General features: G+C 45.3%; 9 protein-coding genes and 2 pseudogenes. 3 read left to right on the forward strand and 8 right to left on the reverse strand.

Features of this window, described 5'->3' with window-relative positions; genetic code table 11:
• Nucleotides 1–459: 459 nt before the first annotated feature.
• On the forward strand, nucleotides 460–2178 hold the full coding sequence (gene ltrA, locus U2F10_RS36235) for a group II intron reverse transcriptase/maturase (protein WP_499870311.1): 1719 nt from the start codon (nucleotides 460–462) through the stop codon (nucleotides 2176–2178).
• A gap of 119 nt (nucleotides 2179–2297) precedes the next feature.
• Here ltrA and U2F10_RS36240 read toward each other — a convergent pair whose 3' ends face one another.
• Both U2F10_RS36240 and U2F10_RS36245 read right to left on the reverse strand, forming a co-directional pair.
• Nucleotides 2298–2465 (reverse strand): hypothetical protein, encoded by a 168-nt coding sequence (locus U2F10_RS36240; protein ID WP_499874921.1) that lies wholly within the window; start codon nucleotides 2463–2465, stop codon nucleotides 2298–2300.
• A 214-nt stretch (nucleotides 2466–2679) separates the two neighbouring features.
• Nucleotides 2680–2838, reverse strand: a pseudogene (locus tag U2F10_RS36245) (ISKra4 family transposase); the annotation flags it as partial.
• A gap of 48 nt (nucleotides 2839–2886) precedes the next feature.
• Between U2F10_RS36245 and U2F10_RS36250 the strand changes: the two are divergent.
• Both U2F10_RS36250 and U2F10_RS36255 read left to right on the forward strand, forming a co-directional pair.
• Complete coding sequence (locus U2F10_RS36250; protein ID WP_499874922.1) at nucleotides 2887–3300, forward strand: hypothetical protein; 414 nt, start codon at nucleotides 2887–2889, stop codon at nucleotides 3298–3300.
• 30 nt (nucleotides 3301–3330) lie between these two features.
• Nucleotides 3331–3609, forward strand: a pseudogene (locus U2F10_RS36255) (Tn3 family transposase); the annotation flags it as partial.
• Here the strand turns inward: U2F10_RS36255 and U2F10_RS36260 are convergent.
• From U2F10_RS36260 to U2F10_RS36285, 6 genes are all read right to left on the reverse strand, one after another.
• Nucleotides 3605–4567: a cupin-like domain-containing protein gene (locus U2F10_RS36260; RefSeq protein WP_499874923.1), complete on the reverse strand. Its 963-nt coding sequence runs from the start codon at nucleotides 4565–4567 to the stop codon at nucleotides 3605–3607. The pseudogene U2F10_RS36255 and the gene U2F10_RS36260 sit on opposite strands and share 5 nt — an antisense overlap.
• A gap of 44 nt (nucleotides 4568–4611) precedes the next feature.
• A complete protein-coding gene (locus U2F10_RS36265; protein ID WP_499874924.1) occupies nucleotides 4612–5556 on the reverse strand; it encodes a cupin-like domain-containing protein in 945 nt (314 codons plus the stop codon).
• Between the two features lie 116 nt (nucleotides 5557–5672).
• Nucleotides 5673–6440 carry a sulfotransferase domain-containing protein gene (locus U2F10_RS36270; protein WP_499874925.1) on the reverse strand — a complete coding sequence of 256 codons (768 nt, stop codon included), beginning with the start codon at nucleotides 6438–6440 and terminating at the stop codon, nucleotides 5673–5675.
• Nucleotides 6441–6740: 300 nt separating this feature from the next.
• Nucleotides 6741–8378, reverse strand: a complete 1638-nt coding sequence (locus U2F10_RS36275; protein ID WP_499874926.1) for a cyclic peptide export ABC transporter — start codon at nucleotides 8376–8378, stop codon at nucleotides 6741–6743.
• Between the two features lie 54 nt (nucleotides 8379–8432).
• Nucleotides 8433–12431 carry an amino acid adenylation domain-containing protein gene (locus U2F10_RS36280; RefSeq protein WP_499874927.1) on the reverse strand — a complete coding sequence of 1333 codons (3999 nt, stop codon included), beginning with the start codon at nucleotides 12429–12431 and terminating at the stop codon, nucleotides 8433–8435.
• A 45-nt stretch (nucleotides 12432–12476) separates the two neighbouring features.
• Complete coding sequence (locus U2F10_RS36285; RefSeq protein ID WP_499874928.1) at nucleotides 12477–14063, reverse strand: MBL fold metallo-hydrolase; 1587 nt, start codon at nucleotides 14061–14063, stop codon at nucleotides 12477–12479.
• Nucleotides 14064–14069: the final 6 nt, after the last annotated feature.

Genomic DNA, 14069 nt, shown 5'->3' on the forward strand with positions numbered 1-14069 from the left:
CACGAAAGCTCACGATATTGGCAGCCCAAGTTGATATGGAGAGCAAAGGGAAGACTGAAACGGGTTAACGCAAGTGAATCATCATAAGTCTCGTGAGGCGTGAAAGGTGAAATCAGGCTGATACACCTTAACCAAACTGGTAAGTGGGTAGGCAATGAGTCTCAGAACGCTCAAAGCGAAAGGACAATAATCCCACCGGGGTATAGATGGAACCTAATTCAGTCGCAGATCAAACGCACGGAACACGGTAAGCCCTATAGGTTCTCTGGCAAAGGTCGATAACCAGAGTAGGTCAACCGCAAGGACGACACAACTACCTAGAGGGTAAGGGAAATTGGAAAAAGCGAACGCTCCTGGTAATGCGGGAGATACGGGTTCAAAAATTTGCCCGATACCGAAAAGGTAGCTGACTTCCAACAGGTCTTCAACGATAAATCAACGTGAAGAAATCTAACCAACGTGAAAGATAGAGTCAAAATAGACATCGGAACGGTGGGCCGTCTTCAAGTATGGGCTTCCATCAACTGGAAACGCGTCAAGAAGAAGGTACGAAATCTAAGGCAGCGAATTTATCGTGCGACTCAGGAACATCAATGGAATCGGGTGAGAAGCCTGATGAAGTTGATGCTCCGCAGTTACTCTAACCTGCTGCTAGCAGTGCGACGGGTGACCCAGCAAAACCGAGGAAAGAAGACGGCTGGCATTGATGGCCAAGTTGCCCTGACTCCTCAAGCCAGGGTCAATTTGGTTAATGAGATGCAGGCTTACTGCTTATGGAAAGTTCACCCTGCTCGAAGGGTTTATATTCCCAAGGATAATGGGAAAAACCGTCGTCCATTAAGCATCCCCACACTCAAAAATCGAGTCGCACAAGCAATTGTTAAAAATGCACTAGAACCGAGCTGGGAAGCTCGATTTGAGGCACATAGTTACGGTTTTCGCCCTGGCCGCAGTTGTCAAGATGCCATTAAACAATGTCATTCTCGATTGAGGAAAGGCGTGGATACTTGGGCTTTAGACGCCGATATAAAAGGTGCATTTAACAATATCAGTCACGATTATATCCTCAATGCCATCGGGCTAATTCCTGGCAGAGGACTCATTAAACAATGGCTGAAAGCAGGCTATATTGAAGCAGAGGTGTTTTACCCGACAGAAAGCGGAACCGCGCAAGGTGGAATCATTTCACCTGTACTCGCAAATATTGCACTGGATGGAATAGAAGAACTTTTATCTCAATTCAAAAAGGTAAAAGAATATCGAAGTTTCAACCAGAAAACAGGGAGATATCAAACCAAACGCGTATGGAGCAATAAGTATGGATTTATTCGCTATGCGGATGACATTATTGTGACTGCGCCTTCTAAGGAGGACATTGAAGCGGTCAAACCCATCTTAGAGGATTGGCTAAAACAAAGGGGCCTGACATTCAATCGAGAAAAGACGAAAATTGTTCATATCGAACAGGGTATCGACTTCCTCGGATTTACTGTCAGACAATTCAAAGGCAAATGCCTGATCACCCCAGCCAAACAAAAGGTGAAAGATTTCCTCCAGCGCATCAGAGACTGGCTCAGAGCCAATCCCTCGCACAAGCCGGAAGTTGTCATCGGACATCTCAACCCAATTCTCAGAGGATGGGCCAATTACTACAGACATGTTAACAGTGCAAAGGTCTTCTCTTCCCTCGACCATTACATCTGGAAAGCCCTCTTCCAATGGTGCAAGAGGCGGCATCCCAGAAAAGGGAAGCGATGGGTTGTGGATCAATATTTCAAAGTGTTTCGGGAAAAGAAATGGTACTTTACGGCCTCGGCCACAAGCCGAGACGGTCGAGCCATTCACTACTCCCTGACTCACTTGGCAACCATTCCCATCGAACGCCATGTCAAGGTTACTGGCAAGGCATCACCAGATGACCCAACGCTCAGAACATACTGGCAACAGCGTCAAACCCGGCAAGGTAAAATTTACTGGGCCAAAGGCTCGAAGTACTACCAAGTAGCTGAGAACCAAAATTGGCAATGTCCAGCCTGTGAAGAGCACCTGTTTAACGGAGAGCAACTGCATACCCACCATGTAATTAAGGTGGCAGACGGAGGGACAGACCGGGTTGAAAACCTACTCCACCTTCACAAAGTGTGTCATCAGCACCTACACATGGAGACAACCTTCTGAGTTGCAGAAGGCTTGAGCCGGATGGCATGTAAGTGCCACGTCCGGTTCTAAGGGGAGGGAGATGAGGCGACTTACTCTCCCTTACCCGACAAGCCAAGTCGGGGAGGCGACTCCCTGGCTTAGGTTAACCATACCCCTTCATAGGCTTTGAGGGGACTGGCGGATAGCTCACGCGATCGCAAAAACTCCACTACCCGCTGCCAGCCCAAATCCTCAGCTACCCGAACCGGTTCCTTAGCTGCCTGGCCAAACTCAATAAAGGTGGGCTCAGGGATATCACGAGCCATCGCCAACTCCCATTCTTTGAAACAACCCGCAGGGTGAAACGCCCCATCTAGCGTAGGCCTCTCCCCATGGCTCAAATTCTACCCAAACTAATCCCCTTTATATTGGTTACACTAAAAATACGACTAAAAATAATCTGCTGAATGTGAGTTATCATGAACCTTGAAATTAAAGCGTTTTGTCGATTCCTCGATTTTTGATGGCAGATGGCACGACGCTTTGGTAGACTTTTGTCTCTTTACCTTTGCTGGTCCAGTGCTGGCCTGCGTAGTCGAGGGGGCTACCATCGCTACCGTATTGTTCAAGTGCCTTTTCTGTCGCCAGTTGACCCGCTATATTCAACACCTCTTGAATCTCATCCTCACTGGTTAACATCGCACCGCTTCAATTACCCCTACCGGCAAACGTCAATTTGCTCAACGATTGCGTCGTTTTCTCGAACGGACACAATCGGTGGAGCTTCCCAACGCCATCCATGACCGATTACAACGACTCAGAGAAAAATCTCTATTTTTCCAGAGAGCCTTCGACTTTCCTAATGCCTATCGCACCAGTAATCAGGTAGATCGCCCCATGAACTATCTCGACCGGGCACTCTATGCCATGCAAGATTTTCATGGGGCTTGGGAGGCTGCTGAGTTATCCGTTCGCTCCATGGCGATGCTGTGGAACTTTCATCCATTCTGTCGTAAAACTCAGCAGCAAAATGGAGGCTGTTTGTGTCCCTTTGAGAAACTCAATGGCTTCCGATATCATGACGACTGGATGCGTAATTTGTTAATTGCCTCTTCTCTCAATGGACGGAGACCGTTGATTAAATCCCCTCACACAAACTGAGGTGGAATCAGACTTAAGCATCAGGTTGTAGCCTTGTTACCCCGTGTTGATTTGCCAGAGATCCTCCTGGAAATCCAGGCGAAAACAGGCTTTCTCGACGAGTTTACTCATGCCCATGAAGAAGGGACTCGCGCTGAGAATGTCACCATCAGTTTGTGTGCTGTTTTAATTTCAATGGCTTGCAACATTGGTCTGAGACCGTTGCAACGCAAGGCTATAGTAGCGCTTACGCGACATCATTTAGCCTGGATACAGCAGCACTATATTCGCCCTGAAACGCTGATCCAAGCGAATGCTCGTCTGGTTAATAATGCGGTGTATTTAATGCTGCTGTTGCCATTAGTGGCCTGCCAAAAAAGTTGATAGAACAAGACGGCTCTTTGTTAACAACCTGGTGAAACCATCCACAAGGTATATATAAAAGTTCACCAGGTTGTAACGTTACGTTGATAAAATGCGCCTGCTTTGCAAGTGGAAATTTTTGGTAGTTAGGGTTTACGGCACTAAATTTGCTTGAGTTGAGTCCCGATCTTGTCTCCCAGGTATATAGGAAATCACTCTCGTCAGGGGACGCCAAATAGAATGTTTTGGTGCCGTTAAGGACTAAGACAAAGTTATCGCATAGGTCACGATGTAGATGTGCCCCAGTCGCTTTCCCTCCGATCCAAAGTTGGGCTCGTTCATAGGTAAATGCATTAACTCCCACATACTTACTAGGCAGTGGAACATGCTTGTACATTTCCTGGGGAAGACGATTGTTGCCAAGGTAGTAAGTTTGAGTCCCTTTTAGCATTGAATCGATGTACTGCTCCAGTGATATTTGATATCGTTCTAAAGTGTCGTAGTCTTGACCACGGCGCACCAGCATCAGGGTTTTGCCAAAGGTATTTTTGAGGATATCAAAAGACCATTTTTCAATGACTTCCTGCCCTACGCTTTCAGTTATGACAACAGGTTTTCCGGTTTGGCTATAGTTTTGTTGAAATATCTCCGCAGTAGGAGCCTTCAGGTAATTTAAAGTCTTTAAACGAGGATGACTTGCAGCTTGATGCTCTATCTTCTCTAGAAGATTACGAGCTTCTGGCGTGATGATCCGTAGCCAAACTAGTAATTGACGCCTTACGTTTTTGCCTAACCATTGACCAATTGTGACAATGCTCCAAGAAAATATGCCACTGCCCCGGAAAAAATTATAGCCAAGACTAATAGGAGCGAGGATGAGGGGCTGAATTGTATACTGTGGTTTTGACGATATCTTGCTTGGCATATTTTTTATTAAATGGATGGTTGAGTAGATTCAATGTGTGTCGATTATTGGAGGGGCAAACTCGATAAAATCGGTTGCGAGATTGGATTTAAACTGATTAAAGCTGCTGCCCCTAGACGTTGGCCAAATATACTTACAGAAGAAGAGGGGTGATTATTTACAACCTGATGGAACCATCCACAAGGAATGTAGAGAATATCTCCAGGTTGCATGGTTACAGAAATAAAATGAGCATTGCGAGCAAGTGGGAACCGACGATAGTCTGGAGCAAGAAAATTAAACTTACTAGAGTTCAACGTTGAGTGAACTTCCCAGATGTATAACCATTGACTTTCGTCAGGAGCTGCCAAATAAAATGTTTTGCTACCCTGATAAAGAAAAACAATGTTATCAAATAAATCTCGGTGTAGATGAGCTCCAGTGGACTGACCGCCTATCCAAAGTTGGGCTCGTTCATGGCTAAATTGATTGCATCTTGTCAGCACTTCGGGAATATTAACCATGTCATACATGATCTTAGGTAAGAGATTATTCCCTAAATAAAATGCCTGCTCACCCGATAGCATAGAATCAATATAGTCGGTTAATGAAATTCTAAATCGCTTCATCCGATCGTAGTCGCTGCCTTTACGCACTAAGAGCATCAGGTCACCATGGTGACGTTTTAAATTTTCCCAAGACCAGTGCTGAACCTGGTTTTGGGAAACCAGACCTCTAAGGATGACGGGTTTACCTCTGTTTGCATAATCTTCTTGAAATTCTTCCTGGTTGACGCATTCAAGGCGTTGAACTGCTGAAAGACGAGGTATGCTAGCTGCTTGGGCTTCAATGTCATCTAACAACTGTTTTGATGCTTGGCTAATAATTTGTAGTTTCACCAAATAGTATCGACGGGCATCAACTCCCCACCGTTTGCCAATGGTGATCAGTATCCAGGAAAAAAATCCTGTTGCTTTAAGGGTTCCATAGAGTGACTTAAAGATTTGCATGACACCTAGTTGCTTTTTGGATCTTCGAGTTGATGCAAGAACTCTATATAGCATTTGTCAGGTTAATAGCTAACCGGATGTGAAATCAACGCATACATCCATTGATTGTTATATATTTATTGCCAGCCAAAGTCCTGACCAATAAATGTGTAGAGTTCTTGATTAATGGGTTTAAAGAACTCGCTCAATAGCTGCTTGGCAGATTCTGTCATCTGATCTGGCGGAGCAGAATTTTTTCGAGTGCTGATAATCAGTTCATAATCTGGTAATTCCAGAAATTGGTAAATCTGTTGTGTAGTTTTGACCGGATGCTCAAAGAAATCACTGGCATTTATAAATAAAACCTGTTCTCTGTCAAAGAATTCAAAGAGCTTTTTGATAAATGGAAGGTAATGGCTGAGTTGAATATACCCTCCACCAGGACCACTAATGGCGAATCCTGAGATACTGGCCAGTTGGTGGCTATATTCAATTTCTAGACGGATAATGTCCTCAAAACTTGGGTAGTTTTTCCAGAGGGGATCTTGTTTAACCTTGGATATTAAAACCTGATCCCAACGCCACTGTGCAAACGCTCGTTCCACGGGATCTCTCATCATGATAATGATCTTGACATTGGTGGTCAGAGCTGATGCAAAATAGGGCAGATCTAACCTTGGCATTAGGGGAGTACAATATCCTGTGATTGCTTTTCCGTAGCGTTGCTGAACTTTTTTGCCTGCTTTTTGGGTAGGAAACTGGGCTAATATTAACTCTTTAGTCGGAATATTGAGACCAATTTCCTTGGCTAGGGGTAAGACAACACAGGGATGCTGCATGATGTAGTTGGAAAGCACCGTTGTGCCTGAACGCACTGCTCCAATCAACGCAAAATCCGGAATCATTCGCTCTGAGCTAAGTTTTGCCCTAAGAACGGCCTTCCAGAGAGGTGGTCTTAGAAAGTGATAGCTCAAAAATTGTCTTTTAAAAGAAGGAAAAATTTTCTTGAGAATGAGCTGGTTTCTAAATACTCTTGATCAAGAATATTGGTTTTCTCGATTTTGCGGATTTTTTGCCAGTCTGGAGAAAGTTTAACCCCTAAATGGGCTTGAGGTAACCGAAAATCTTGAACGGGCGCTGGACTCATATCATTTCACGGATATAATCTTAATGTTAAAATACTTACACTGACTTACTGAAAAGAGTTAAATTACGCTTATTGCTTGGTTAGATTGGTAGCGATCATACTCAATTTTTCCATCATTTAATTTGATAATTCGGTCTGCCAGATAAAAGTACTGATCATCATGGGTGACGGCTATAACAGTTTTACCCTTTTTCTTTAAGTCTGGGAGGATTTGAGTATAGAAGACATTTTTGAATGATGGATCTTGATCGGAGGCCCACTCATCGAAAACGTAGATCGGTCTATCTTCTAAATAAGCGGTTAACAGAGCTAATCGCTTTCGTTGTCCTTGGGATAGTGCTATTGTCGATAGTACACCATTCTTAGTGGTGACTTTGTGGTCTAGTTGAAGTTCGATCAAATATTGGTTGATTTTTGGATCACAGACATTCTTGCTAATGCTTGAGAGTCGATCAAATAAATAGTAGTCTGAGAAAATGACAGAAAAATGTTGGCGGTACCAATCCCACGTTTGAGCCGTGATTGATTCTTTATTTAGGTAAATAGATCCATGTTCAGGTAAGTAGAGACCTGTAAGTAGTTTGATGAATGAGGATTTACCGCTACCATTTCCACCCGTGATAAAGACGATTTCTCCTCCTATGAAGGTAATCTCGGCTGGGCCAAATGAAAAGGGTAAATCACTGGAGTCTGTATAGTAGGTATGGGAGACTTGCTTTAGGGTCAGCGTATGGCAATAAAGGTCATCAAGACTAATGGTGGATTCTCTTTCGGTATCGGATAGCTGTAGGTTTAATTGCTGGATTTTATCAACGGCGACAATCGCTTTGCTAATGGCTGGCAATGTCCGCATAATTGAGTCTAGCGGCATAATTAAATAGCTGATAGTGAGCACATACCCTGAGAGAACTTTGGGTTCTAAGAGTCCAAGCCTGGGAAGTGCGAAGAGAATGACACCAATCGCTATAAAGAAAAGTACATGACTCCAACTCGATGCGATCGCAAACAAAGTCATGCCGCTAATATTGTTTTTTTGGTAGGCTTTGGCAGCTGTTTGTAAGTCATTATTGAAAAATAGTCTACGCTTTCGGCGATGTAGCTTTAATTCTTTAATGCCCTCTGTAATGCTGCGAAAGTGTTGATAAAGCTGATCTTGATGACCACGTGCCTGAGCCATGAAAGCTAAGGCAGTTCTTGCTGGAAGCTGATAGCTGATAATTCCTAATCCAAGGAATGCAGCAGAGAGGGCAAATACTGTGGGAGAAAGCCAGTAGAGATAAACAGCACAGCAAAGTGAAATTGCCACACTAATACAGAGGTTCGGTAAGATCAGTACTGTGGCTGCAATAGATTGAATATCATCCGTTAGAGCAACTAGCAAACGTGGTGTTCCTAGTTGCTCTAAATGGTAAAGAGATGTGGTGAGTATTTGACGGCACACTTGCAGTCTTAAGTTCAAAATTGACTTTTGAGATAACCGAATTAGCATGACCTGAGCTACAACATTACTCAAAAAGCGTAGAAAACATAGCCCTGTAAAGCTCAGAACCAGCAAAAGGCTTGAGGAAGACTGATTGAGCTGCGCATTCATAGCTGAGAGTAATGCTGCCGTACTCATTCCACTCACGATACCTGCCACAATGGCCAGACTGAGAAATTTCCATGAGGAGCGCATTAGAAGCTGCAGCAGGTTCATAGGGGAGATTAGTAACAATAGTGACTGGGAGTAAGCCTGGATGGATACGAAAAATTAATTAATAGGTTCCAGACAAGTTTGTAATGTTTCAGCTAATACCTGAACTTGAGGATCTCGAAACATACTTCGATGATCTCCTGGGACCCAATGCAAGACAACATTCTCAGTTAAGGTTTGCCATGCTTGAGTGAGATCAGCTGTTCCAGCAGTGATGCCTGTTTGTGCCTGAAAGAGTGTTATCTCTCCGGTATAGGAACGTGGCCTATAAGTTGCTGTGGCCTCAGCATGACTTCTCGCTACTTGAAGAAAACATCTGCCCGCTTCAATACTGATGCCAGGGGGAAGCATGTCAAAGCGTTTGGCCTGTTCCATTGCGTACTTGAGCTGTTCTTCCTCGGTCATCTGGCAAAAATCCTCGACAGATAAAGTTAGGTTATCGCCCAAGAAATCTAACAGTAATTCTGTGTCGTTTGGAACTGTTTCTGGTGTTGCAAATGGTGCATAAATATCCATCAAGCCCAAGAATGCAACTGTTTGCCCCTGTGCTGTCAAGCCTTGAGCTATCTCGTAGGCAATCATACCGCCTAAACACCAACCAGCTAGCAGATAAGGTCCCTCAGGTTGATGGGTTTGAATCGCCTCAATATAGGTTTTGGCCATTTCTTCTACCTGATTTTGGGGAGATTGGCCTGGCTGAAACCCGCTCGCTTCTATCCCATAGAGAGGGCGATCACAATCGAGATATTGACATAGTTTAAGATAGGCCAGAATTCTCCCCCCCCCTGGATGGACACAGTAGAGCGGTTGCTTAGTTCCCTGGGGTTTCAAGGGAACTAAGGGAGACCAGGACTGGGTTTCTAGTTCTTGGCGCAGAATAGCCGCCTGTTGTTCTACGGTTGCTCCCTGAAATAAGGTGGCTAGAGGCAGGGTTTTTCCCATTGTCTGTTGAATACGCGCCATGAGAGATACGGCCATCAGAGAGTGTCCCCCAAGTTCGAAAAAGTCGTCTTGGACACCTATCGGATAAACATTTAGAATTTCTGACCAGAGCAGAGCTAGGTCTAGTTCCAGACGATCTCGGGGTGGCTTAAATAGCTGTCCTGGCTGCATTCCCTGGCCAGGTTCTGGTAAAGAGCGGCGATCCACTTTTCCATTAGGGGTGAGGGGAAAGGTTTCTAAAAATATAAAACTGTTAGGAATCATATACTCTGGCAATTTCTCTTTAAGAAACTGGCGGAGTTCTGCACTGGTGGGTGGTGAGGCTGCCCCTGATACCATATAAGCTACCAACCTCTGTTCATCTGGCTGATCACCATGCACTAAAACCACGGTGTCCTGGATGACGGGATGATGGGCTAAAGTTGCTTCAATTTCTCCAAGTTCAATGCGCAACCCTCGTAGTTTGACTTGACTATCGAGTCGTCCTAGAAATTCAATCTGTCCATCGGGACGGTACCTAGCTAGATCCCCTGTTTTATAAAGGCGTTGATCTGTTCTGTGGGCAAATGGATTGGGGATAAATCGTTCTGCAGTGAGGGCAGGCTGATTTAAGTAGCCGCGCGCGACGCCCATCCCTCCTATATACAATTCTCCTGGTACTCCAATTGGAACAGGACGAAGGCGAGCATCCAGAAGATAGCAAGAAACATTATTGAGGGGGGTACCAATGGCTGGACGAATGGTATCGGGAAAACATTCTGAAACAGTGGCACAGACTGTGGACTCTGTGGGGCCATAGGCATTAAAGAAAGATCTCTGGGGAGCCCAGCGCTGAATCAAATCGGGGGAACAAGCTTCTCCGGCAACGATAATGGTTTGTAAAGTGGGTAGGTCCTCAGCAGGGAGGAGGGTCAAGACCGACGGGGGAAATGTTGCTAGAGTAACAGCCTGGGTTTGCAGAAGAGCGATCAATTTTGGCCCAGGCATAAGATCTTCGCGGGGGGCTAGCACTAACGTCGCACCGGCTAGTAATGCCATAACCATTTCCCAAACGGATGCATCAAAACTGAGGGATGCATATTGGAGAACTCGACTCTGGGTGGTGATGGAAAAGCGCTTTTGCTGAGCTATGGCCAAATTACAGACCCCTTGATGTTCGAGTAAAACCCCTTTAGGTGTGCCTGTCGAGCCAGATGTAAAGATAATGTAGGCCAGGTTTTTGGGTGTTACCTGGGTCACCAATGGGGAAGTAGATGCCTGGGAAATTTCATCCCAATCGGTATCGAGACAAAGCACCTGCCCCCAGGTCACAGGCAGGTTATCCACCAAGTGGTCTTGAGTCAATAAAACAGGGGGCTGAACGGCATCAATGATCAACGATAGACGCTCAAAAGGATAGGTGGGGTCTATGGGCACATAGGCTCCACCTGCTTTCAAAATTCCTAGCACCCCAATGATCATTTCTAAGGATCGCTCGACGCAAAGACCAACGCATATTTCGGGACCGATTCCCATTGCCTTTAGCGTATGGGCTAGTTGATTGGCCTTTTGGTCAAGTTCTTGGTAAGTGAGTTGCTGCTCTTGGAAGACAATCGCGAGCGCATCAGGATTTTGGGTAACCTGGGTTTCAAACCATCTATGAATACAGCGATTTCGTGCTAGGTCTAGTGCCGTATTGTTCCAGGTGACTAAAATTTGCTGAGCGTCAGCTGGGGTGAGTAACGACAGACTACCCAAAGGTTGTTGTGGATTTTGCAACATTCCATCTAAAAGAGTTTCTAGATGGATGAGTAAATTGGTGATAGTTGTTTCTGTAAACCGATCACAAGCATAGGTAAGGTGTAACCTAACTTGAGGGTTTTGGACGCTAGGCTCTGCAGACTCAGAAACAACGGAAAGGGCGAGGGGAACCGTTTCGCTGTGCAGTGCCACTTGCTCATAAACCTGAATGGTTCCAAAATCTTGGAGGTGATCCCAAGGTAATGGAGAAATAACTGTTTTATAGCCCTCGATTGCTAAGTCTGAGGCTGACGCCTCCGGTGCAGATGCATAGAAAGCAACAGTGCTATTAAAGAGGGGGGTATAGTCGGGCCATTCTCCCCATTGATGAACTTGTTCAACTGAACAATATCCGTAGCGCTCTAAGCTCTCCCGTTGTCGCTCTACAGTCATTAACCAGCTAGAAATAGAAGCTGAATCTGGCAGTACCTTGATCCGCAGGGGTAGGGTATTTAGGACAGGGCCAACTATCGTCTGTTGATTCGATAGCCTGACACCAAACGTAATCTCTTCATCACCGCTATAGCAATGCAGCAGCCAGCCCCAGCCAGCCTGAAAAAGTGTTTCCACCTCCAGCCCGTGCTCCTGGGCAAGTTTATACAGGCGTTCTACCATTAGAGGTCTGAGGGAACGTTGTTGTGTGGCATAGGGAAAGGCCTCAGAGGGCAGGGCACCGTTTACCTGTTCAATGCCAAGAGCTGGTGGGGCAGTTCCGCCAGCCAATGCCCGTTGCCAAAACTCCTGGGCCTCCTTAATATTCTGTTGTTTAATCCAGGTAATGTGGTCTCGATAGGGGCTGTTCGACGTACACTGCCACAGCTGATTCTGCGGCTGGGATTCATGTATCTGGGCATAGTTTACGAACAAGTCTGCCAGAACCGTTTGCAAGCTTGTCCGATCCAGAATCAGAGGATGGTAAACGCATAGTAATTGGTAGGTTTCAAGATCTGTTTGACATAGTGAGAGGGAAAGCAACGGAGCCTGACTCGGCTCCAAGCCATCTGCTAAACAGGCCTGTAGTCGGTTTTGAATAGCTTTTTTTTGTTCTGTCGTTGATAGGGAACGATCATCGTAGGTCTGTAGGCCGATCTTCAGCTGCTTTCTCACAATCTGAAGAGGTTGTTCTACTCGTTTCCAGGCAAAGCTAGTTCGCAGTGTGGGATGCTGATCAACCACGTGCTGCCAGGCTTGTTGAAGCTGATTGATATTGAGACTGCCTTGCAGTTCGTAGCAGCTGTGATAGAGCTGCTGAAACTGTGGCACCCGAGTCCCTAGCAGACATCCCTCTTGATGGGGAGAGAGGGCATAGATTTCTTGAACGTTCTCAATATTCATTCAACACCTTACTTTTGGAATGAGAAGACCTGGTGGCAGAACTACCTAGGATGTTATAATAATCTCTTTTTGGCCACAAAGTCGTTCGGCAATAATGTCGCGATCGCAACAAGCTTGAATTAAGCGATTGGACTCAACAATTGGACGAGAATCTTGCGTATATTGTGTGGCCATGATGAAAGATAGCCAAGGTTCTTGACCCATGGCATAAACATAAACCTGCTGCGGCTGAAGACATTCTATAATGCCGATTGCCCGTTCATAATTAGAACCATCTAATCGGCGAGATTGATCCATTTTCCGAGGAATCGGACGGGTGATTAATGGATTGTAAATCCAGCTAAAAGGAGCCCCATCACATTCCATACCCAAAAACAAAATATCTGCGTCTATGATCTCTTTGAGATGTTCATAGAGTCTTGGCTCGATGTTATTAGAATCAGCTGCCACCAAAATTGATTGTTCATGGGCACGAATGTGGTACGCTGTTTTAGTCAAAATATTCAGGTCACCATGCTCACCCAAAAAAGGTAACCCTTGAATAAATCCCCCCTCAAATTCTATCGTCTCCAACACATCGAGTTCTCGCACTTGCTTAAATCCGATGGTTTGTAAAATTAGCTTAAGAGAGGGATCAATCAGTTCCCCCCCGCTACTTTTAGGTACAATCACCGTTTGAGTTTTGTATCGCAACTGTAGAAGGGTTTCCAACATACAGTGATCTTGATGATTGTGGGTGATCAAAATGTAGTCAAGCGTGTCGGGTAAATCGGCAAATGTGTAACGATCCAATCCTGCTTCATGTCGGTAACTCAGCAGTGGATCACAGAGGATTGTTGTCCCTTGCACCTCAATTAATAAACAGGCATGGCCTAGATAGCGTATACGTACCCCATCCATCAGGGATGTCCTGACAGGGGGAGGTTCTTCTGTAAAAAAAGAGGCAAAGAGAGATTCCTCAGCAATTGGGATATTTAATTTTTTCTGGATTTCCTGAGCGGGTGCAGGCTGGTGACGCATTTGGAAAAAGTCATCCCAGAGGCTTGAGTGGAAGGGAATTGGCACATGCAAGGTGTGCTCGTCTCGCAGTCGAGGTGTACTTAGAGCGAACGGGCGATTGTTACCGTGAATTAAAGAAAGCGCTATGCTCTGGCAGGATAAATTATAGTAGCGACTCTGGTAAAGCAATCCCTCAATCAATCGGAACGAAGGTCGGTTCTCTGAGTCATACACTAATTCTACATAGCCGCGTAGTGCATCGGGAATTTCTGGATAGAGAGGTTCCAGGGAATAACCTTCTGCTTTTTTAAGGAGGTTTCTAAGGGCTTTAATAGCCTGAGCAAGTTTCCGTAGATGGGGAATATTCTGAAGAGTCTTATCCAATAGAATTTGAATGTCAGCAACTCTATCAACATCGTAGTTAATAAACGGCCCTCCTACCATTTTAGGATTCTTAAGAGCAGCCACATGGACCTGAGGTGACGTCACAAAAGAGGATAGGGTCTTAAGATGAGAATTCTCGACATACATCGCTGCACAGGCTGGAGCAATCAGGTAAGACCAGGCATACCACTGATTAAACAGGGGTTCTACCATCACGTTTTGTTTGAGGTATACGGGTTGATTGTGCATGTCACT

Source organism: Leptothoe sp. EHU-05/26/07-4 (assembly GCF_043421015.1).
In the GTDB taxonomy this organism is placed as follows: domain Bacteria; phylum Cyanobacteriota; class Cyanobacteriia; order Phormidesmidales; family Phormidesmidaceae; genus Leptothoe; species Leptothoe turfae.